Below are 19,142 nucleotides of genomic sequence, written 5' to 3' on the forward strand. Positions count from 1 at the left end.
CCCACGTGCCGGTATGGCGGCACGTGGGTCTGACAACTCTCGGGTCAGAGCTCGCGGTCAGAGCTCGCGCTCCGCGTACGCGACGAGGGCGTCGCGCACGAACGTGGCCCCGTCCGTGCCGCCGTAGTTCTTCGCGAACCGAGGGTCGGCCACGTACATCTCGGCCAGCCCGACGACGTACTCCCTCGTCGGTCGCCCCTGCTCCGCGCCGGGCGTGCCGGGGATGCCGCCGAGCCAGTCGGCGTGCCGGGCTGCGAGACCCTGCGCCTCGTCGGACGTCGGGTCGACGCCGCGGCGCGCGGCGTCGGCCCAGGCCTCACCGAGCGCCTTGGTACGCGCCTGCCACTCCCGCTGTCTCTCCGGACCGAGCCCGCGCCACCACGCGTCGCTGGTCGCGTACGCGTCGGCGCCCCAGCGCTCGGTCACCTCCTCCTCGTACTGCGTGTGGTCGAAACCGTCGAGCATGTCCTCGGCCATGAGCTGTTCTCCCTTCTCGATCGCGGTCACGGTCCGCTCCACGGACGCGACCTGCCTCGCCAGGCGGTCCTGCTCGGCGCGCAGCTGCTCGAGGTGGCGGCGCAGCGCGCCGGCCTCGTCCGCCTGCTCCTCGAGCACCCTGGCGATGTCGGTCAGCGGCAGGCCCAGGTCGCGCAGCAGCAGGATGCGCTGCAGTCGCCGGACGGCTGCGGCGTCGTACTGCCGCAGCCCGCCCGTCCCGGTGCCCGACGGCGGCAGCAGGCCGATCTGGTCGTAGTGCCGCAGGGTGCGGCTGCTGACCCCGGCGAGCCGAGCGACGTCCTGGATGGAGCGGTTCATGACCCGACCGTAGAGGTTGACGTCGCGTCAACCGCAAGCGTGATTCGCCGAGGCATGCGAGATCACCCCCGCCGGGCGTTGACCGGCACTCCGGCCCGGTGGGTCACTGGAGACATGGACCGCTCGGTCGACACGGACTATCTGGTCGTCGGCGCAGGAGCGGCCGGGATGGCGTTCGTCGACGCGCTGGTCGACCACGACCCGACCGCCCACGCGACGCTCGTCGACCGGCGCGCGACGGCGGGCGGCCACTGGCTCGACGCGTACCCGTACGTCCGGCTGCACCAGGCGTCCCAGTTCTACGGCGTCGCGTCCACCCGCCTCGGCACCGGGCAGGTGCAGGAGTCCGGCCCCGAGCAGGGACTGCACGAGCGTGCGACCGGCCCCGAGATCTGCGCGTACTACGCGGGCGTGCTCGAGGAGCGTCTGCTGCCCACCGGCCGCGTGGAGCTGCTCGGCGGGCACGAGTATCGCGACGGACACCTGATCGAGCTCGCGACCGGGCGGGAGGTCGAGGCCCGCGTCCGCCGACGCGTGGTCGACGCGCGCTACCTCGCGCCCTCGATCCCGGCCGAGGGCCCACCGCCGTTCGCGGTCGACGACGGCGCCCTGGTCGTCCCCGCCGGGGGCCTGCCCGAGGTGGCGGACGCCCCGAGCTACGCCGTCGTCGGGTCGGGCAAGACCGCCACCGACGCGGTGATCTGGCTGCTCGGCCACGGCGTGGACCCGGACGCGATCCACTGGGTGCGGCCGCGCGACCCGTGGATGCTCGACCGTGCCGCGGTCCAGCCGGACCCGGCGGTCTTCCTCGGCATGGCCGCGACGCTGATGACGGTCGCCGCCGACGCGACGTCGGCCGACGAGCTCTTCCTCCGTCTCGAGGACGCCGGCATCATGACGCGGATCGACCGCACGGTCGTTCCCCTGATGGCGCGTACCCCGACCCTCGGACGCTGGGAGCTCGAGCTGCTGCGCTCGGTGGAGCACGTCGTGCGGCGAGGCCACCTCCGCCGGGTCGCGCCGGGCAGCCTGGCGCTCGACGGCGGCACGGTCACCGTGCCGCCGGGCACGGTCGTCGTGCACTGCGCCGCCTACGGCCTGCACGTGCGCCCCGCCCTCCCGATCTGGGACGGCCAGATCACGCTGCAGTCGGTCCGCGCCGGGTTCCCCCCGTTCTGCGCCGCCCTCATCGGCTACGTCGAGGGAACGCGTCACGACCGCCCTGACGAGGAGAAGAACCGGCTCTGCCCGCCCACGCCCTACTGGAGCAGCCCGGCCGACTGGGCGGCGATGCAGGGCCGCGGCGCGCGCGCGGCGGCGACCTTCATGGCGGACCCCGACGTCGCGGCATGGGCGCACCGGGTGCTGCTCAACCCCGCCCGCGTGCCTCCCGAGGAGGCGGACCGGCCCGAGGTGCGTGCCGTGGTCGCCCGGTATCTGGAGCACGCGCCGGCGGGCATCGCCGGCCTCGCGCGGATCGGGCGCGACGCGGGCGTGCCGGCCTGACGGGCGAGAAGGTCACCCGGCGAGCACCTTCCGCAGCTGGGCCGCGAACGCGGCCGGGTCGTTGCCCGGCGACCACTCGTTGGAGACGAAGCCCCCGTGGTCGCCGGGGAACACCACCGGCTCGACGCCGAGCTCGCCGGCCAGCGCCTGGCCGCCCCGACGCGCGAAGGTGCCCTCCCCCGCCTCGCCGATCGCGGGGACGATCTGGACCGTCGAGGCGCGGACGCGGTCGAGGTCCGGCCGGTAGTCCGCGGTCGCGAGCGTGTTGCGGCCGAGGAGGAGGTCGTCGCGGGAGCCGTCGTCCTCGGCGGGGATCCCGAAGGCCGCCGGGTCGGGCGCCGGCTGCGCGAGGTACTCCGCCGTGACCGGCCCGGTGTGCATGACGAGGGAGATGAAGCGCGCCATCGCCGGCCCGTGCCCCTCCCGCATGTAGGTCTCGTAGATCGTGTGCAGCGCCTGGGCAGCTGCCTCCCCGTCCGGGAGGAGCGCGACGAGCGGCGGCTCGTGCGCGACGACGGTGCCGAGGTCCTCGGGGTGCGCGACGGCCCAGTCCAGCGCGGCGGCCGCACCACCGCTGGACCCGAAGACGTCGACGGGTCCGAGCCCGGTGGCCGCCACGATCCGGTGGTAGTCCTCGGCATGCTCGCCGAGCGAGACCTCGCCGTCGGGGGCGAGCGTGCTGCGCTCCGTCCCGCGGGGGTCGTACGTGATGACGACCCGGTCGTCGAGCTCCGCGACGAGCTGTTCGAAGCCCGACGCCGCCATCGGCGAGCCGAGGACGAAGATCGGCCGGTGCCCGCTCGGGTCGGTCGGCGTGCGGACGTCGTAGGTCAGGACGGCGCCCGGCACGTCCAGGGTGTGGGTGGTGAGCTCGCTCATCGGGGGCCTCCGTGGCTGTGGGGGTGTCCATCGTGTGCTGAGGGTCAGACACTGCGCGACCCCGGAATTCATCGGTACTGACCAGGCAGGACGCGGACGCGACCCGGCGGGCGGGGAGCCTGCCCCCAGGCGTGGGTCGTCCACAGGCAGGGTCCGGCGGCGTACCGCGCCCGCGTCGCGGGCACAGGCTCGGTGACGAGGCGCCCGGCCGGGCGCCCCGCACCGAACGAAGGAGCCGCCATGGCTGTCACGACGATGCCGCCACCCTCGCGTCCGGCACCCGAGCGGGACCGGCCCGCCGCCCGGTTCACTCCGCCCGACCTCGTCGACCTGCGCACCGCCTGGACACGCGAACGGGAGCTGGCCACCTGCCCCGGAGCCAGGCACGACGCCGCCCCGGTCGCACGCTGCCCCGGCCGGCACGGCCGCCTGCTCGACGACGGGCTCGACGAGCTCCTCGACCCCGTGCTCGGGCCGAACGCCACGCCGGGCTACTACCCGTTCAGGGACCTGGGGGCGCACACCGCGGCGGGGCTGCTCGGCCGGCTGGACCCGGAGGTCCTCGCGTCGGAGCGCCAGAACCTGGGGCCCACCCTGGGCACGGTGCTGCGGGCCGTGGTCCGCCACCCGGACCGCCTGCTCGCGGAGGGATACGTCATCGGGCCTTTGCGCTGCGACGAGCGGGTCACCGTGACCGCGGTGCTGCTGCGCACCGACCGTCCCCTGCGGATCGAGCGGCGGCACGACGACGGCTGCGAGTGCGACGACGTCCTGCGGACCCTCACGGCGCTGGGCGTGGACGACATGGACGCGCCACCGGACGAGATCACGCCGTGCTGGGGGCCAGCGTGCCTGGCCACGCCTCCCGGGGCCGAGGGCGCCGACGACGACGAGCCCTGGTACCGCGCATGGTGGGACTGAGCAGCGTTTGCGCCCCGTCAGAGCGGGCCGAGGCGGGCGGCCGCCTCGTCGCGACGTCGGGTGGCGTCCGCGAGGGTGCGCTCGGCACGCTGGCGGGCGACGACCGCCCCCCGCAGCTCGGCGTCGACGGCCGCGGCCTCCTCGTCCAGCTCCGCGAGCCGACGGCGGACGGCGTCGCGCTCGGCGTCGGTACGGTGCGCCACCGCCTCGATGCGGCCCACCTCCGCGGCAGCGGCACTGCCGGCGTCGCGCGCGGCCGCGACGTCGTCCTCCGCGTCGGCGAGCTCCTGGCGGGCCCTCTCGCGGGCTTCCTCGCGGGCCTTCTCCTGGGCCTTCTCCTGAGCCTCCTCCTCGGCTGCCGTGTCGTCCGACGCGCCCGACGCCTTCGCGCGTCCGCGCTTGCGCTTCTGCGCGGCCGGCAGGTCGGGGACGGCGTGCAGGTGCCGCGAAGGCGCCTCGTCGTCGTCCAGGGGCGCGATCCCGAGCGCGTCGGGGACCGCGACGGCGGACGCGACGTCGGCACGCCCGATGCCGGTGGCCTGCAACGGACCCACCAGGAGGCCGAGGCGCACCGCCCGCCCGGCGTCCGGGTCGATCATCGCGGCCGTGAGCGTGGACTCGACCTGCGCGAGCACCGCGCCCGACACCGCCGCACCCCGCTCGACGGCGAGCGAGCGCGCCCGCGCCGCGACGGCAGCGACGAGCTGCCGACGCTGCCGGGTGAGCTCGCGCAGGCGCGGCCCGTCGAGCTCGTCCTGAGCGGCGCGGAACGCGCCGCCGAGCTCCACCACCTGCTCCACCTGGTCGGGGTCGGCGTGCGCCAGGAGGTTGACCACCCAGGCCGCCGTCGACGGCTTGCGCAGGCGCTTCACCCGGTCGGCCGCCTCCTCCTGCCCCTCGGCGCGCAGCGCGGCGGCACGCGCGTCGCGCGCGGGGACGAACTCGCCCGGCTCCAGGGCGTAGAGCGCGCCGGCGGCGTCGGTCAGCACCTCGGGCAGCGTGGGCACCCTCCGAGAATCCGGAAGCCCCGCCACCGGCGCAACCCCACCCGCACGCTGTCAGAGCCACGTGGTGCCCCGCGCCGTCCTGGTTCTGACAGCCCCGGAGCTCCCGCCGGCTGTCAGAACCACGAGCGGGAACAGGGTGACGTGGGTCTGACAACTCGCCTTAGGATCGTTTCGATCCCCATGACCGAGAACCTTCCCAGCACACCTCCGCCGTCGACGACGTCGCCTGCCCCGGCGCCGCCTGCCTCGACGTCCCTGCCATCCCTGCCGTCCCTGCCCGTCGACGAGCGCCGCGCGACAGTGATCCTGCTCGCGATGGCGCTGTCGACGTTCCTGTTCGTGACCGTCGAGTCGCTCCCCTCTGGCCTGCTCACGCTGATGGCCCCCGACCTGGGGCGATCCACCTCCGAGATCGGGCTGCTGGTGACCGGCTACGCGCTGGTCGTGCTGATCACGACGGTGCCGATGGCGCACTGGGCCCGCCGCATCCCGCGCCGCTGGGTGCTGTCCGCCTGCGCGGGAGTGGCGGCGGTCGCGACCCTGTGGGCGGCGCTCGCGCCGAGCTACGAGCAGCTCCTCGTGGCGCGGCTGGTGACGGCGACCGCCCAGGCGCTGTTCTGGGTGGCGGTGGTGCCCGCCACCACCGGCCTGTTCCGGCCGGTCGTGCGCGGCAAGGTGATGGCGCGCCTGGCCCTCGGCAACTCCCTCGCACCGGTGCTCGGCGTGCCGGCCGGCACCTGGCTGGGCGAGCACACGTCGTGGCGGTGGACGTTCGCGGCCGTCGCGGCGCTCTCGCTGGTCGTGACGTTCGTCGTGCTGGCCCTGTTCCCCACTCTCACGCCCGCGGAGGGCGGCGCCAGCCGGTCACCGCACCCGAGCGCCCGCCGGTTCGGCTTCCAGATGGTCACGACCGGCCTCGTGCTCACCGGCGCGTTCGGCGTCATCACGTTCGTCACGCAGTACTTCATCGAGGTCACCGGGTTCGTGCAGGCGGACATGCCGCGGCTGCTCCTCCTGCAGGGCGTGGCCGGGGTGGTGGGAGCGATCGTGGTCGGCCGGTTCCTCGACTCGCGCCCGGTGGCCGTGCTCCTCGTCGCGCTCGTCGTGCTCACGGTCGCCCTGCTCACGCTGTGGGCGTTCGGCGAGAACGCCGCCGTCGCGGTCTCCGCGCTGGCCCTGTTCGGGTTCTCGTTCTCGTGCGTCCCGCCCGCGCTCTCGCACCGCGTGATGCTCGTGGCCCCCGGGACCACGAACATGGGCGTGGCCGTCTCGTCGTCCATGTTCAACGTGGGCATCGCTGCCGGGTCCGGCCTGGGCGCGGCGCTGGTCGCCGCGGTCGACGTGCGCGTCGTGCCGCTGGCGAGCGCCGCCGTCGTCGTGCTCGCCCTGCTCGTCGCCCTGGCGGAGGAGCGGTTCAGCCCGCGCCTGCCCGGCGCCCACTGACAGGAGGACCGTGCACGACGACGACCGCTGCCCCTGCGGCTCCGGCGACACCTACGGCGCGTGCTGCGGCCCGCTGCACCGCGGCGACCGGCCTGCGCCTACCGCGGAGGCGCTCATGCGCTCGCGGTACAGCGCGTTCGCCGTCGGGGACGCCGCGTACCTGCGCGCGACGTGGCACCCGCGCACCCGTCCCCGGGCGCTGGAGCTGGACGACGACCAGGAGTGGCGGCGTCTCGTCGTCCTCGCCACCCACGCGGGCGGCCCGTTCGACGACGGCGGCGAGGTCGAGTTCGTCGCGCAGTACCGGTCCGCCGCCACCGGGGAGCGCGGTCGCCTGCATGAGGTGAGCCGGTTCGTCCGCGAAGGCGGCCGCTGGCTCTACGTGGACGGCGACGTCGGGGCCTGAGCGACAAGGACGACGACGTCGTCCGGGGCGAGCGTCGGCGCCACCCCGTGGCCGGCTCCCTCTGCCAGGGCCGGGTCAGAGTCCGGTCCCGGGCCCGGGTCCGCCAGGTCTGCCCGGCCCGCCGCGAGGTCGTACCGGGCGCCGGTGAGCACGTCGTCGAGGACGGTCGCAGGACGCACGGGCTCCGGGCCGGCCGCGAGCGCCGCGGTCAGGTCGAGGCGTACGGGCCGGTCGGTGTGGTTGATCGCGACCAGCGTCCGGCCGCGCCACACCGTCTCGACACCCGGCTGCTGGCCACCCGGCGGGACGCCCGCCCCCCCGAGCACCGCCCGCAGCACCGTGTCGAGACCCCCGTCCTCGGCAGTCGGACGCCCGCCGGCCGGGTACTCGACAGCCTGGTACTCGACGGCCGGGTGCCCGGCCGCGCGGCGCGCTGCGCCGAGGTCCGTGCCGACGTACCAGGCACGGCCGGCGCCGTGGTCGTGGCGCGCGACGGCGACACCGCCGGCGAGCGGGCCGTCGTCGTACGTGGCGAGGACGGTGGCGCCGTCGGTGCGGGTGCGCTCGCCCAGGACGGCGGCGGTGGCACGCGCCCCGGCGGACGGACCGGCGGTCCAGACGACGTCGCTGCCGCCGTCGGGCAGGGGCGCCCACTCCTCGGCGGACACCCCGAGCACGTGCCGCAGCAGCGCCGGGGAGCGTCCGAGGTGCAGGTGCCCGTGACCGTCGGCGACCCCGCCGAACGGCCCCCACACGAGGTGTCCGCCGCCGGCGACATAGGCGTCGAGGCGGTCCGCGTCGTCCTGCTCGAGCACGGCGAGGGCGGGGGCCAGCACGACGTCGTACGCGTCGAGGGTGGCGTCGTCCTGCCCGGGTGCGACGACGTCGGCGACGACCCCGAGCCGCCACAGCGCGCGGTGCCAGGACCGGAGGGTGGTGAGGGGATCGAGCCGCGCCGTCGGGAGGGCGACCTGCGTGGCGGCCCACCACGACGGCCAGTCCCACAGGAGGGCGACCCGGCTGTGGACGGGCTCGCCGACGAGCCCGCCCAGGTCGCGCAGCTCGGCGCCGATCCGACGGACGCCCGCGTGCACCGCGGTGTCCGGGCCCGCGAGCGGCAGCATCGCGGAGTGGAAGCGCTCGGGGCCGGAGCGCGCCTGGCGCCACTGGAAGAACAGGGCGCCGTCGCAGCCGTGCGCGGTGGCCTGCAGCACCTCGGCGCGCAGCCGTGCGGGCGACTTCGTGAGGTTGTGCTCGCGCCAGCTCACCGCGCTCGCCGCCTGTTCCATGCGCAGCCAGGGTCGGCCGCCGGCGAGCCCGCGGGCCAGGTGGTTGACGAGCGCCGCGTCCGCGGGAGCGTCGGGGGACGCCGGATCGGGATAGGCGTCGTCGGCGACGACGTCGAGGTCGGCGCGCCACGCGTGCGGGTCGACGCCGCCGAAGAAGCCCATGAGGTTGGTGGTGACGGGCCGGTGCGGGTCGTGCCGACGCACGATCGCCTTCTGCTCCCGGTACAGGTCCAGCAGGAGGTCGGAGGAGAAGCGCCGGAAGTCGAGCTCCTGCGCGGGGTTGCGGTGGTAGGGCGCCGCACGCGGCGGGAGGACCTCGGCCCAGTCGCCGTACTCCTGGGACCAGACCGGCGTGGCCCACGCCGTGTTGAGGGCGTCGAGGCCCTCGTACCGCGCCCGCAGCCAGTCGCGGAACCCCGCGGCACACCGGTCGCAGAAGCAGACCTGCCCGTACTCGTTGCCCGCGTGCCACATCCGGACCGCGGGGTGGGGGGCGTACCGGGCGGCGAGCTGCTCGGCGATCGCCGCGGCCGTCGTCCGGTACGCGTCCGACGACGGGCAGAACTGGTTGCGCGACCCGTAGCTCAGCACCGTGCCGTCCGCCGTCGTCGGCAACGACTCCGGGTGCAGGTGGCCCAGCCAGGGCGGCGGGGACGCGACCGGGGTCGCCAGGTCGACGGCGATGCCCGCGTCGTGCAGCAGGTCGAGGACGTCGTCCATCCACCCGAAGCGGTACTCCCCGGGCCGAGGCTCGTAGTGCGACCAGCTGAACACGCCGACCGTGACGAGGTTGACCCCCGCCTCCCGCATCAGCGCGACGTCCTCCTGCCACACGGCCGGGTCCCACTGCTCGGGGTTGTAGTCGCCGCCGTAGAGCATGCCCAGCTCGTCGGTGAGCCGTGCGAGGCCGGTCGTCATCGTGGTCCCCCGGGTCGTCGTCGAAGCGCTTCGACCCGCAACCCTAGCCGGGCTCGGGGAGATCGCGCAGGCCCGCACCCCACGGACGCGCCGGATCATGGACGGCGACCGCCAGCGTGGTGTCGGACTGGCCGTAGTAGGCGAACCACTTGCCGCGGAACTGCACCAGGCCCTCGACGAAGGTCACGTTCGACACGAGACCGTTGCGGTCCTCGAAGGTCTGCGGCCGCAGCCACGGCTCCTGCAGCCGCGCCAGCACGCGCGTGGGCTCGTCGGGGTCGATGGCGATCTGTCCGCAGCGGTAGTCGACGTCCACCGACCCGTCCTCGTGCACCGTGCGCGTGGCGCCGTTCGTGAGCATGACGAGCAGCCCGTTGTCGGTCAGGACGGGCGACGTGCCGATCTCGACGAGCGCCTCGTCGAACGTCCCGGGAGTGGGCGAGTACATCGGCTCGGTGTCCGGCGTGCCTGGCGTCCAGTGCACCAGGTCGTCGGACGTGGCCCAGTAGATGGCGCCCTCGCCGAAGTACATCCACCAGCGGCCCTGCATCTTGACGGGGACGATGACCCCCGCCTTCGACCAGTTGAAGCCGCGCGGGTCGACGGTGGCGAAGGTGTCGAAGTCCTCGAACAGCGGGCCGTGCTTGGTCCAGGTGCGCAGGTCGGTCGACGTCGCCAGGCAGAGCTGCGCGGACCGCCGGTCCCACCCGGTGTAGGTCAGGTAGTACGTGCCGTCGACGAACGCGATGCGCGGGTCCTCGCAGCCGAACCTCTCGTAGTCCTCGCTCGGCGAGAGGATCGGCTCCTCCTCCCGCTCGAAGTGGTACCCGTCGCGGCTTCGTGCGAGCCCGATGTGGGACACGATGTCGTCGGCGTGCGCCCGGTACAGGAGAACCACCTCGTCCCCGTCGACGAGCGCGGCCGGGTTGTACAGGTTCGCAGACTCCCAGCTGCCGCCGCGGGGGCGCAGGATCGGGTTGTGCTCGTAGGGGACGAACGGGCCGAGCGGGAACGCGGCGTGGGTGAACATGCTGGTGACGGTCATCGGGTCATCCCTTCACGGCGGAGCCGAGGTCAGAGGCGGTGAAGTACCGCTGGAACAGGCAGAACAGGACGACGACGGGGAACGCCAGGGTGGTGGCGCCGGCGAGGATCGCCCCGTTGGGGTTGGCGGTGGACTGCGCCACGTTGGAGATGTAGTTCGCCAGCGACACGGCCAGGGGCTGCATGGAGGCGTCCTTGGTGATGAGGAACGGCCACAGGAACTCGTTCCACGGCCCGATGAACGTCACCAGCACGACCGTGGCGAGCGCCGGCTTCACCAGGGGGACGGCGATGGTGCGCAGGATGCGCAGCTCGCCCGCGCCGTCGATCCGCGCCGCCTCGAACATCTCGCGCGGCAGCGCACGGAAGAACTGCGCGAAGATGAAGACGGCGGTCGTGTTGATCGCGAAGGGCAGGATCATCCCCAGGTACGAGTCGCCCAGGCCGTACCCGCGTGTGACCTGCACGTACAGCGGGATCATGAGCAGCTGGAACGGCACCATCTGCACCAGCAGCATGAGCACCCACACCGCGCCCCGCCCGCGGAAGTCCAGCTGGGCGATCGCGTAGCCGGCCAGCAGACCGAAGACGACGGTGCCGCACAGCACACCCAGCGTGAACACCAGGGAGTTGACCAGCGACCCGCCCAGGTCGATGCGCGCGTCGATCTGCGCGAAGTTGTCCAGGGTCCAGCCCGACGTCGGCACGAGCGCGTCGGGCGTGTTGGTCGGGCTCTGCTGGAACGCCCCGACCACCATGAAGTAGAAGGGGAACGCGAACGCGACTGCCGCGACCGTCAGGAGCAGGTAGCGCAGCCCGGTCCAGCGCGAGCGGTCCCGCAGGCCCTGCGTGGTGGTCCTGGTCATGTCAGGCCTCCCGGTTCAGGCGGTTGGCGGCCAGGGACAGCAGCCCGACGACGATGACGAGGACGATGCCGATGGCCGACGCCAGGTCCGGGTTCTGCTGCTGGATCCCCTTCTGGTAGATGAGCAGGACGGGCGTCGTCGAGGCGCCGTCCGGCCCGCCGCCGTTGGTGAGGAGGTAGGGCTCGGTGAAGAGGTTCGCTCCCGTGATGATCGCCAGCACCAGCACGAGGGTCGTCGCCGTGCGTACGCCCGGGACGGTGACGTTGAGGAACCTCTGGAACGCGTTCGCGCCGTCGGTCTCCGCCGACTCGTGCAGCTCGCGCGGCACGTTCTGCAGCGCAGCCAGGTACAGCAGGATGTAGAAGCCGAGCTGTTTCCACGTCACGTAGAGGGCGATGGTCGGCATCGCGAGCCTCTCGTTGACGAGCCACGACGGGTCAGGGGCGAGCCGGCCGAGGACCGCGTTCACGAGGCCGTCCGAGGAGAACAGCAGCATCCACACCCCGACCAGCGACACGCTCGCCGTCAGGTACGGCACGTAGAACGCCACCCGGTAGGCCGAGGCCCAGCGCACGCCACGGTCGAGCGCCGTGGCAAGGACCATCGACAGCACCACGGTGAGGGGGACGTTGATGACGAGGAAGACCGCGGTGTTGCGGAACGACTCGAGCACCTGCGGGTCGGTGAGGACCGTGACGAAGTTGTCGAGGCCCACGAACGGCTTCGGCACGTCGACACCGGGCGCCGTGAAGAAGTAGTCGTGGAACGCGATGTAGACGGCGAACGCGAGCGGGTAGGCGAAGACGGTCAGGACGAAGACGAGGTAAGGCAGCGCGAAGACGGTGCCGACCGGTTGCGCACCCCACCATCGCCGCCGCGTCGCCCGCTCGGGGCCAGCCGGGCGCGCCACCGGCCGCGGCGCCGTCGAGGTGGCGGACATCAGCCCTGGACGAGGCCGTCGACGGAGTCGGCCGCCTTCGTCAAGAACTCGTCGACGGACCCCTTGCCGAAGATCACCGCCGACGAGTACGCGTCGCGGAACGCCTGCCAGGCCTCCACCGAGTTCGGGATGCTCGGCACGTCGCCCGTGCGCTCGGCCTGGGCGGCGAACGCCTGGTAGTCGGGGTTGGCCTTGAAGTAGTCCGCGTACGTGGCGGCCAGGTCCTGTCGCAGCGGCATCTGGCCCGTGGCCTCGAGCAGCTTGCCGTCGTTCTCCTCGCTGGTCGAGAACTTCAGGAACTCCCAGGCGGTGCCCTGGTTCTTGCAGGAGGTGAACATCGAGACGTTCTTGGAGTCGGCGAAGGTCACCGGGTCCGCCCGCCCGTCCGACGTCGGCACGGGCATGAACCCGACGTCGACGGTGTCGGCGTAGGAGGCGATCGCCCACGGGCCGGCGAGCTGCATCGCCGTCGTGCCCGCCGACATCGCGTCGTCGGTCGACGCCTCCTTCGGCGCGAGCCCCTCGGAGTAGATCGTGGCCCAGAAGTCCCCGACCGCGCGGCCCGCGTCGTCGTCGAACGTCGCCGCGCCGTCCTCGACGAGCGACGTGCCGTCGGTCTCCGCGAGGTACAGCGGGTAGAAGTCGAACCACGGCTGGAAGAACTCGTTCGTGGGGGACGGCCAGATCGCGCTCTTCGCGGCCCCGGAGTCGACGATCTTGCGTGCCCCGTCGAGGAACCCGTCGTACGTCTCCATGCCGGGGTCGGCAGGGTCGAGACCGGCCTTCGTGAACAGCTTCTTGTTGTACATGACCATGACCGGGTTGGACTTCCACGGGAGCTGGTAGAAGCCGCCGTCGGTCTGGTACACGTCGCTGTCACCGCTGCGCTGGGCGATGTAGTCAGTGCCCCCGTCGATGTCCGACAGGTTCACGAGCCCGCCCTGTCGCACCCAGTCGGGCACCGCCGCGCTGGAGATGTTGTACACGAGGCAGGGTGCGGTGCCGGCCGTGATCGCGGCGGTGATCGCCTCCTCGGACGAGGACCCGGCCGGGATCTCCTGGGCGGTGACCTTCTCGTCGGGGTGCTCGGCGTTCCAGGCCTTGACGACCTCCTTGCCCCAGCCGACCTCCTGCTCGTTGTTGGACAGCCAGATCTCGATCGGGCCGGTCCCGGACGCTTCCTCGTCCGACCCCCCGCCCCCGCCGGAACAACCGGCGGCGAGCGCGACGGCGGCGACGGCTGCCACGGCAGCCGGTCGGATGTGCTTCATCGGTAACTCCTCCTTGAGTCGGGTGGGGCGCGCGGACGCGCACCTCAGTGCCGTTCTGGCGCGCGAGCGTCGGTGCTCGCGCGCAGGCGCAGGACGTTGCAGTCGACGGTGACCGAGCGCGGCTCCTGACCGGCGAGGTCGGCGAGCAGCCGCTCCGCGGCGACCCGGCCGCGACCGAACGGGTCGGTGGACACGCTCGTGAGCGCAGGGGTGAGGTGGGCCGACAGGTGGTCGTCGTCGAAGCCGGCCACCGCCAGCTCGTCCGGGACGGCGAGGCCGCGACCCTGGGCGTACGAGATGCCCGCGATCGCCATCGTGTCGTTGGAGTAGAGGATCGCGGTGGGCCGGTCCTCCAGGTCCAGGAGCTCCTCCGTCAGAGCGCGACCGCTGCCCGCGGTGAAGTCGCTCTCGCGCAGCAGCTCCTTCGACCCGACGGCCTGCACGTAGGCGCGGGCACGGGCGTAGGAGTGCACGTACTGCAAGGGCCCTGCGACGTGCGCGATGCGTTCGTGCCCGAGCGAGCGCAGGTGCGCGACGAGCCGGCCGACGGGCGCGGCGTCGTCCGTGCGGACGCACGAGTAGGCGCTCGGCCGGTCGTACGCGCCCAGCAGGACGGCAGGGACCTTCAGTCGCTCCAGGAACGGCACACGCCAGTCGTCCCGGTGCAGGTCGAGGACGATGACACCGTCCGCCCGGCCCGCCCGCATGGCCCGGTAGGCGCGCTCTTCCGCCGTGCAGCTGTCCACCACCTGCAGGACGAGGGCGACCTCACGCTCCGCGAGCGCGGACTCGACGCCGGCGATGAACCCGGGGAAGAACGTGTCGGACGCGATGATGGTCGGGTCCCTGCGCAGGATCACGCCGATGGCGTTGGCGCGGCGGACGGCCAGGGCGCGCGCGCTCGAGCTCGGCACCCACTCGAGCGCCTTCGCGGCCTCGAAGACCCGGTGCTTCGTGGCTGCCGAGATCGGGCGGTTGCCGCTGTACGCGTGGGAGACGGTCGCCTTCGTGACTCCTGCGGCACGGGCGACGTCCGAGATGGTCGGTCGGCTCATCACACACCTTCGTGGTCCGGTCACCTCGACGGTAAAAGCGGTTTGACGATCACGACAACCGGTTTGACGATGCGAGCGCAGGACTCAGGGTGGTGAGGCGTGGGGGTGAAAACGACCATGTGGTCCGGAGTTCAATGTCCGACTGCTACGTCTCACACTTTCGCGACGCCTAAGAGCGCCGCTCGTCCGCGGGCAGCAGCGAGTTCACGATGAACGTCGACGCGACGTTCACGCAGGTCGACGAAGGCTGACCCGGCTCCGGTCGTCACCCCTCGGCGACGCGCCGGGGGGTGAGGCCGTCCGGCGGTGCCTCGACCGGGACGCCGGCACGCGGGTAGGTCCGGGTCCGCTCCGACGTCCCCATCCCCCACCGCACGGTGCGCACGGCGAGCGCGCCGGCGGGGCCGCCGAGCGTGCGACGGAACCACGTGTCGAGCTCGAGCGCGTCCCGCGCCCACGCCGGGAGCAGCGAGACCGCTCCTGCCGCGAGGAGCGCGTACGGCAGCCGCGCCGGGCGCGGCAGCGGCGGCTCGCGCAGCAGGAACCCCGCGGCGTCGAGCGCCGCCGGGGACACCTCCAGCTCCGGGCGATACGACTCGATCGTCGCGCGCAGGTCGGCCACCGTCTCCGGCACGACGACGGCGCCCAGCGCCCGGGCGACCCGCGCCGCCTGGCGCACGTACTCGTCGGCCTCGGTCCTGGTGAGCGGCCGTTCACCGAACCTCTGGTGCGCGGTGAGGAACGAGTCGGCCTCCGCGGCGTGCACCCAGGACAGCAGGTGCGGGTCGCCGGCCCGGTACGGGCGGCCGTCCGGTGCCTTGCCCCGCACCCGTTCGTGCACCGACCGGACCTTGTCGATCATCGCCTGCGCGTCGTCGACCGTGCCGAACGTCGTCGTCGCCAGGAAGGTCGCCGTCCGCTCCAGCCGGCCCCACGGGTCGCCCCGGTACCCGGAGTGCCCGGCCACGCCCGCCATCGCCAGCGGGTGCAGCGACTGCAGCAACAGCGCCCGCAGCCCGCCCACGAACATCGACGCGTCCGCGTGCACCCGCGCGACAGGGCTGTCCGGCGCGAACCACCGCGGCCCCGGCGTCAGGTGGATACGGTCGCGCGACGCGTTCGCGTCGTCGCCCGCGACCTTCTCGAACAGCATCTCCCCCAGCCGCGACCGCAGCTGCTCCACGGGGTTCGTCGCCGTCGTCATCACGTCAGTATCACGCCGGCCCCGGACAGGTGGGTGCTGCCGCCCCTCGCTCTCCGGCCGAATCCGCCGCCGACCAGGCAGGTTGCTCCCGAAGCTCTTGCGGTAGACCACCCGCGGTGGTGAGCTCCTCGGATGGAGTCGGCGGTCGAGGCACAGCTGCGCAAGCAGATCATGGCGTGGGTGGGCGAGCGGGCTGAGGCCAACGGTGGCTATCTCCACCGCGACGAGCTCCTCAACTTCCACCTCGACGGCGAGAAGCTGCCGGTCATCGACTACTCCCGCGGCATCCGCAACCCGGCGTCGTTCGGCTCGACGCTCTCGATCGTCAGCGCTGCGCACGGTCCCTATGACGACACCGAGTCCTCCGACGGACTGCTGCACTACGCGTACCGCAAGGGCGACCCGTGGTCGGGCGACAACGCCAAGCTTCGGCACGCCATGACCACCGGCATGCCGCTCATCTTGTTCCGCAAGGAGATCGCGAACATCTACACGCCGGTGTTCCCTGTGTACGTCGTCGACGACGAACCGCAGAATCGCCAGTTCCTCGTCGCGCTCGACGAGTCGTTCACCTTCCTCCGCGACCCACGGCACCTCACCGAGCCGCAGCGCGAGTATGCGTTGCGGCTCGCGAAGCAGCGCCTGCACCAGCCTGCCTTCCGCACCCGGGTGCTGGTCGCCTACGACACGCGCTGCGCGATCTGCGAGCTCAAGCACGGTGCCCTGCTCGACGCGGCCCACATCGTCCCCGACGGGCACGAGCTCGGCGTCCCGACCGTGAACAACGGCCTCTCCCTGTGCAAGATCCACCACGCGGCCTACGACCAGAACATGCTCGGCGTGACGCCGGACTACGAGGTCCGCGTGGCGCTGCGCCTGCTGGAGGAGATCGACGGGCCGATGCTCAAGCACGGGCTCCAGGAGATGCACGGCCGGCAGCTGTCCCTGCCTCGCCGGCGGCCGGACCGCCCCGATCGCGACCACCTCTCGTGGCGGTACGAGCGGTTCCGCGCCGTCGCCGCAGCCCCGGCTCGCCGGGACGCTGTCCGTGGGCAGGACTAGCGTCCCCCTCATGACGTACGCCAACGTCGGCACGCTGGGTGCCGCTCCCGGATGCCGCGACGACCTGGTCGCCCACCTCACGCAACGCAGCACGGAGCTCGCCGACGCGGGGTGCCTGCTGTACGAGGTCGGTGTCAGCGACGACCAGCCGGACACGGTGTTCGTCTCCGAGCTGTGGACGTCCGCGGAGGCGCACCGCGCGTCGCTGCAGCTCCCGAGCGTGCAGGGGTCGATCGAGGCCGCGCGGCCGCTGCTGTCCGGCGACTTCGGCGGCTTCCGTTTCACCGTCGTCGGCTCGCCGCTGCGGGGCTGACATGGCGGCGGGACGTGAGCGCAAGGCCGTCGTGATCGGCGGGGGCGTCGGCGGACTGGCGTCAGGGGTCGCGCTGGCGCGGCACGGGTGGGACGTGAGTGTCGTGGAGCGGGCGACGTCGCTGGATCCCGTCGGTGCGGGGATCGTCGTCGCGCCGAACGCCGTGCGGTCGCTCGACGCGCTGGGGGTCGGGGACGCGACGCGCGACCTGGCCGCGCTGCAGGGCGAGTTCGGCCTCCGCCGTCCCGACGGGCGGTGGCTCGTGCGCGGGCGCGCAGAGGAACCCACGTCGCTGTTCGGCGACCGCACCTTGATGCTGCACCGCGCGCAGCTGGTCGGCCTGCTCGCGGACGCGCTCCCGCCCGGTGCGCTGCGCCTCGGCGCGAGCGTGGAGGTCACCGACCCTGGGACGACGACGCGGGCCGCGCGCGTCACGACGACCGACGCCGCCACGGGGACGACGACGGAGACGGACGCCGACCTGGTGGTCGCCGCGGACGGCATCGGCTCCGCGACTCGGACCCGCTGGTGGGCGAGCGCCCCCGGCCCCGTGGCGGGCGGGTCGACGGCGTGGCGGTTCGTCACGCCCCCGCTCCCCGGGGCGAGCGGGGCGGAGGTCTGGGGGCGCGGCGTCGTCCTCGGAGTCATGCCCCTCGCTGACGGGCGGATCTACATGTACGTGTCGGTGGCGGAAGCGGCCGGCGTCCCGCGCGACCTCGACGAGCTGCGCGCCCGCCTGGCCGACTGGTACGACCCGATCCCCGCGCTCCTGGCGTCCGTCGACGACGACGCGGCCCTGCGGCACGAGCTGCGGCACCTGCCCGCACCCCCCGCCTCCCTCGCGACGGGCCGGGTCGCGCTCGTCGGTGACGCCGCGCACGCGATGCTGCCGAACCTCGGGCAGGGCGGGTGCCAAGCGCTCGAGGACGCCGTGGTGCTGGGCGTGCGCGTCGGCCCGGACGGTGACGTCGCCGAGTCGCTGCAACGCTGGTCGGCCGAGCGCCGGCCGCGGGTCGAGCAGGTGATGCGGATGTCGGCACGTCTCGCGACGCCGACCCTGTGGACCTCCCGCGCTGCCACCGCGGCGCGCGACGCCGGCATGCGCGCGTTCGGGCGATGGGCGGGAACCCTTGGCGCGCGCGCCCTGCGACCGGTGATGAGCTGGCAGCCACCGGAGGGCTGAGCGGGGCCGGGCCGCACCCCTGACGCGGTTATCCACAGGCCCTCGGCGGCGGTCTGCGGGATCGACCTACAGTGACGCGACCTCGCCGCCGACAGGAAGCCTCGTCATGACCCGCACCCGGGCCGTCCTCGCCGCCACCTCACTCGCCACGGCCGCCGCCCTGCTCGTCGCCGGGTGCGCCGACGATCCGCCGACCTCTCCCCGGGCCGCCGCCAGCAGCGCCAGCACCAAGCCCTCGCCGTCGCCGTCACCGACAGCCAAGGCCGTCGTCGTGGCACCCGAACGACCCCAGGCGCTGGACGACGACGGGCCCGCAGGCGCCGAAGCCGCCGCGGTCTACTTCCTCGAGCTCGACGACTACATCATGAAGACGGGCGACACCGCCGAGTACGAGGCCATGTCGCAGAAGAGCTGCCAGTTCTGCTCCAACCGCCTGGATCAGGCGAAAGACATCACGGAAAACGACCTCACCTGGAACGGCGGAGAACTGACTGCACGCGTGACCCACACCTATGAACAGGACAAAGCCACAGGTATCTGGCCGATCGACGTCGATGTGACCATTGCCCCGGCCTCAGTAACGGACCCATCGGGGGACGAGGTGTTCGCCAACCCCAGCGCCAAGACGAAGTTCCGCGTCGAGGTCGCACGCAAGGACAGCCAATGGCGAGTCGTGGGCGTCGCGGACCAACCGAAGCCATGACGATCATGCAGGCGGGTATAGCCCTGGCCATCGCCGCTTCCGCAGCCATCGCCGCGCCAGCACCGAGCCCGACGCCGCCGGTAGTCATCACAGGTGCAGAGTCTGAAGCGCGGGACAGCTTCGTCGTTGACGCCTCCAGCAGTGCATGGAAGCAGACCGCAGACGGTCGTGAACCCGCCGACAACGAACCTCAGGACCGCTACCTGCGCGCGGACGCCACAGCCTGCCTCACGTTCGACGACCTCGAAGCCGTCCAAGCCATCACCACCGCACCCGGCGCCTGCCCCCAGAACACCACCGAAGCCCAGATCACCCC

General features: G+C 73.0%; 19 protein-coding genes. 9 read left to right on the forward strand and 10 right to left on the reverse strand.

All coding sequences use genetic code 11. From position 1 onward, the window contains the following. Positions 1-57 precede the first annotated feature (57 nt). Positions 58-816: a TipAS antibiotic-recognition domain-containing protein gene (locus ACFT55_RS10375; protein ID WP_380243746.1), complete on the reverse strand. Its 759-nt coding sequence runs from the start codon at positions 814-816 to the stop codon at positions 58-60. A gap of 114 nt (positions 817-930) precedes the next feature. Between ACFT55_RS10375 and ACFT55_RS10380 the strand changes: the two genes are divergently transcribed. After that, positions 931-2,322, forward strand: coding sequence for a pyridine nucleotide-disulfide oxidoreductase (locus ACFT55_RS10380; protein ID WP_380243747.1), 1,392 nt, complete (start codon positions 931-933; stop codon positions 2,320-2,322). 12 nt (positions 2,323-2,334) lie between these two features. Here the strand turns inward: ACFT55_RS10380 and ACFT55_RS10385 are convergent, their stop codons facing one another. Further along, the gene (locus ACFT55_RS10385; RefSeq protein ID WP_380243748.1) at positions 2,335-3,201 is read right to left on the reverse strand and encodes an alpha/beta fold hydrolase; all 867 of its coding nucleotides are present in this window, start codon (positions 3,199-3,201) and stop codon (positions 2,335-2,337) included. A 240-nt stretch (positions 3,202-3,441) separates the two neighbouring features. On the opposite strand from ACFT55_RS10385, the gene ACFT55_RS10390 reads away from it, so the two are divergent. After that, positions 3,442-4,122, forward strand: a complete 681-nt coding sequence (locus tag ACFT55_RS10390) for a hypothetical protein (RefSeq protein ID WP_380243749.1) — start codon at positions 3,442-3,444, stop codon at positions 4,120-4,122. Between the two features lie 17 nt (positions 4,123-4,139). On the opposite strand, the gene ACFT55_RS10395 is transcribed toward ACFT55_RS10390, so the two are convergent. Continuing rightward, positions 4,140-5,129, reverse strand: a complete 990-nt coding sequence (locus ACFT55_RS10395) for a hypothetical protein (RefSeq protein WP_380243750.1) — start codon at positions 5,127-5,129, stop codon at positions 4,140-4,142. A 180-nt stretch (positions 5,130-5,309) separates the two neighbouring features. Between ACFT55_RS10395 and ACFT55_RS10400 the strand changes: the two genes are divergently transcribed. Together ACFT55_RS10400 and ACFT55_RS10405 are read left to right on the forward strand one after the other, a co-directional pair. Next, positions 5,310-6,572, forward strand: coding sequence for an MFS transporter (locus ACFT55_RS10400; RefSeq protein WP_380243751.1), 1,263 nt, complete (start codon positions 5,310-5,312; stop codon positions 6,570-6,572). Positions 6,573-6,582: 10 nt separating this feature from the next. Beyond that, complete coding sequence (locus tag ACFT55_RS10405; RefSeq protein ID WP_380243752.1) at positions 6,583-6,978, forward strand: YchJ family protein; 396 nt, start codon at positions 6,583-6,585, stop codon at positions 6,976-6,978. On the opposite strand, the gene ACFT55_RS10410 is transcribed toward ACFT55_RS10405, so the two are convergent. From ACFT55_RS10410 to ACFT55_RS10440, 7 genes are all read right to left on the reverse strand, one after another. After that, positions 6,951-9,185, reverse strand: a complete 2,235-nt coding sequence (locus ACFT55_RS10410; protein WP_380243753.1) for a beta-galactosidase — start codon at positions 9,183-9,185, stop codon at positions 6,951-6,953. The genes ACFT55_RS10405 and ACFT55_RS10410 overlap by 28 nt on opposite strands. Before the next feature lie 43 nt (positions 9,186-9,228). Then, positions 9,229-10,230: a glycoside hydrolase family 130 protein gene (locus ACFT55_RS10415; protein ID WP_380243754.1), complete on the reverse strand. Its 1,002-nt coding sequence runs from the start codon at positions 10,228-10,230 to the stop codon at positions 9,229-9,231. 4 nt (positions 10,231-10,234) lie between these two features. Further along, a complete protein-coding gene (locus ACFT55_RS10420; RefSeq protein WP_380243755.1) occupies positions 10,235-11,095 on the reverse strand; it encodes a carbohydrate ABC transporter permease in 861 nt (286 codons plus the stop codon). 1 nt (position 11,096) lies between these two features. Beyond that, positions 11,097-12,035: a carbohydrate ABC transporter permease gene (locus ACFT55_RS10425; RefSeq protein WP_380243756.1), complete on the reverse strand. Its 939-nt coding sequence runs from the start codon at positions 12,033-12,035 to the stop codon at positions 11,097-11,099. Continuing rightward, entirely contained in the window at positions 12,035-13,306 is a 1,272-nt protein-coding gene (locus tag ACFT55_RS10430) for an extracellular solute-binding protein (protein ID WP_380243757.1), read from the reverse strand. Before ACFT55_RS10430 ends, ACFT55_RS10425 begins: the two co-directional genes overlap by 1 nt. Positions 13,307-13,350: 44 nt before the next feature. Then, positions 13,351-14,361, reverse strand: coding sequence for a LacI family DNA-binding transcriptional regulator (locus ACFT55_RS10435; RefSeq protein WP_380243758.1), 1,011 nt, complete (start codon positions 14,359-14,361; stop codon positions 13,351-13,353). 265 nt (positions 14,362-14,626) lie between these two features. Beyond that, on the reverse strand, positions 14,627-15,565 hold the full coding sequence (locus ACFT55_RS10440; RefSeq protein WP_380243759.1) for an oxygenase MpaB family protein: 939 nt from the start codon (positions 15,563-15,565) through the stop codon (positions 14,627-14,629). Between the two features lie 132 nt (positions 15,566-15,697). On the opposite strand from ACFT55_RS10440, the gene ACFT55_RS10445 reads away from it, so the two are divergent. The 5 genes from ACFT55_RS10445 to ACFT55_RS10465 form a co-directional block, all read left to right on the forward strand. Further along, positions 15,698-16,627, forward strand: coding sequence for an HNH endonuclease (locus ACFT55_RS10445; protein WP_380243760.1), 930 nt, complete (start codon positions 15,698-15,700; stop codon positions 16,625-16,627). Between the two features lie 10 nt (positions 16,628-16,637). After that, on the forward strand, positions 16,638-16,940 hold the full coding sequence (locus ACFT55_RS10450; protein WP_380243761.1) for a putative quinol monooxygenase: 303 nt from the start codon (positions 16,638-16,640) through the stop codon (positions 16,938-16,940). A 1-nt stretch (position 16,941) separates the two neighbouring features. Continuing rightward, positions 16,942-18,123: an FAD-dependent oxidoreductase gene (locus ACFT55_RS10455; RefSeq protein ID WP_380243762.1), complete on the forward strand. Its 1,182-nt coding sequence runs from the start codon at positions 16,942-16,944 to the stop codon at positions 18,121-18,123. 106 nt (positions 18,124-18,229) lie between these two features. Next, positions 18,230-18,826 carry a DUF6318 family protein gene (locus tag ACFT55_RS10460; RefSeq protein ID WP_380243763.1) on the forward strand — a complete coding sequence of 199 codons (597 nt, stop codon included), beginning with the start codon at positions 18,230-18,232 and terminating at the stop codon, positions 18,824-18,826. After that, a partial coding sequence (locus tag ACFT55_RS10465) for a hypothetical protein (RefSeq protein WP_380243764.1) occupies positions 18,823-19,142 on the forward strand: 320 nt, incomplete at its 3' end. The genes ACFT55_RS10460 and ACFT55_RS10465, both read left to right, overlap by 4 nt.

The organism is Isoptericola sp. NPDC057191 (genome assembly GCF_042670225.1).
Lineage (GTDB): Bacteria > Actinomycetota > Actinomycetes > Actinomycetales > Cellulomonadaceae > Isoptericola.

Bases quoted from the DNA above. Each gene is read 5' to 3' on its own strand.
- ACFT55_RS10440 (WP_380243759.1), bottom strand. From the start codon at position 15,565: ATGACGACGGCGACGAACCCCGTGGAGCAGCTGCGGTCGCGGCTGGGG.
- ACFT55_RS10450 (WP_380243761.1), top strand. From the start codon at position 16,638: ATGACGTACGCCAACGTCGGCACGCTGGGTGCCGCTCCCGGATGCCGC.
- ACFT55_RS10415 (WP_380243754.1), bottom strand. From the start codon at position 10,230: ATGACCGTCACCAGCATGTTCACCCACGCCGCGTTCCCGCTCGGCCCG.
- ACFT55_RS10425 (WP_380243756.1), bottom strand. From the start codon at position 12,035: ATGTCCGCCACCTCGACGGCGCCGCGGCCGGTGGCGCGCCCGGCTGGC.
- ACFT55_RS10430 (WP_380243757.1), bottom strand. From the start codon at position 13,306: ATGAAGCACATCCGACCGGCTGCCGTGGCAGCCGTCGCCGCCGTCGCG.
- ACFT55_RS10385 (WP_380243748.1), bottom strand. From the start codon at position 3,201: ATGAGCGAGCTCACCACCCACACCCTGGACGTGCCGGGCGCCGTCCTG.
- ACFT55_RS10420 (WP_380243755.1), bottom strand. From the start codon at position 11,095: ATGACCAGGACCACCACGCAGGGCCTGCGGGACCGCTCGCGCTGGACC.
- ACFT55_RS10375 (WP_380243746.1), bottom strand. From the start codon at position 816: ATGAACCGCTCCATCCAGGACGTCGCTCGGCTCGCCGGGGTCAGCAGC.
- ACFT55_RS10390 (WP_380243749.1), top strand. From the start codon at position 3,442: ATGGCTGTCACGACGATGCCGCCACCCTCGCGTCCGGCACCCGAGCGG.
- ACFT55_RS10460 (WP_380243763.1), top strand. From the start codon at position 18,230: ATGACCCGCACCCGGGCCGTCCTCGCCGCCACCTCACTCGCCACGGCC.
- ACFT55_RS10445 (WP_380243760.1), top strand. From the start codon at position 15,698: ATGGAGTCGGCGGTCGAGGCACAGCTGCGCAAGCAGATCATGGCGTGG.
- ACFT55_RS10455 (WP_380243762.1), top strand. From the start codon at position 16,942: ATGGCGGCGGGACGTGAGCGCAAGGCCGTCGTGATCGGCGGGGGCGTC.
- ACFT55_RS10410 (WP_380243753.1), bottom strand. From the start codon at position 9,185: ATGACGACCGGCCTCGCACGGCTCACCGACGAGCTGGGCATGCTCTAC.
- ACFT55_RS10380 (WP_380243747.1), top strand. From the start codon at position 931: ATGGACCGCTCGGTCGACACGGACTATCTGGTCGTCGGCGCAGGAGCG.
- ACFT55_RS10400 (WP_380243751.1), top strand. From the start codon at position 5,310: ATGACCGAGAACCTTCCCAGCACACCTCCGCCGTCGACGACGTCGCCT.
- ACFT55_RS10435 (WP_380243758.1), bottom strand. From the start codon at position 14,361: ATGAGCCGACCGACCATCTCGGACGTCGCCCGTGCCGCAGGAGTCACG.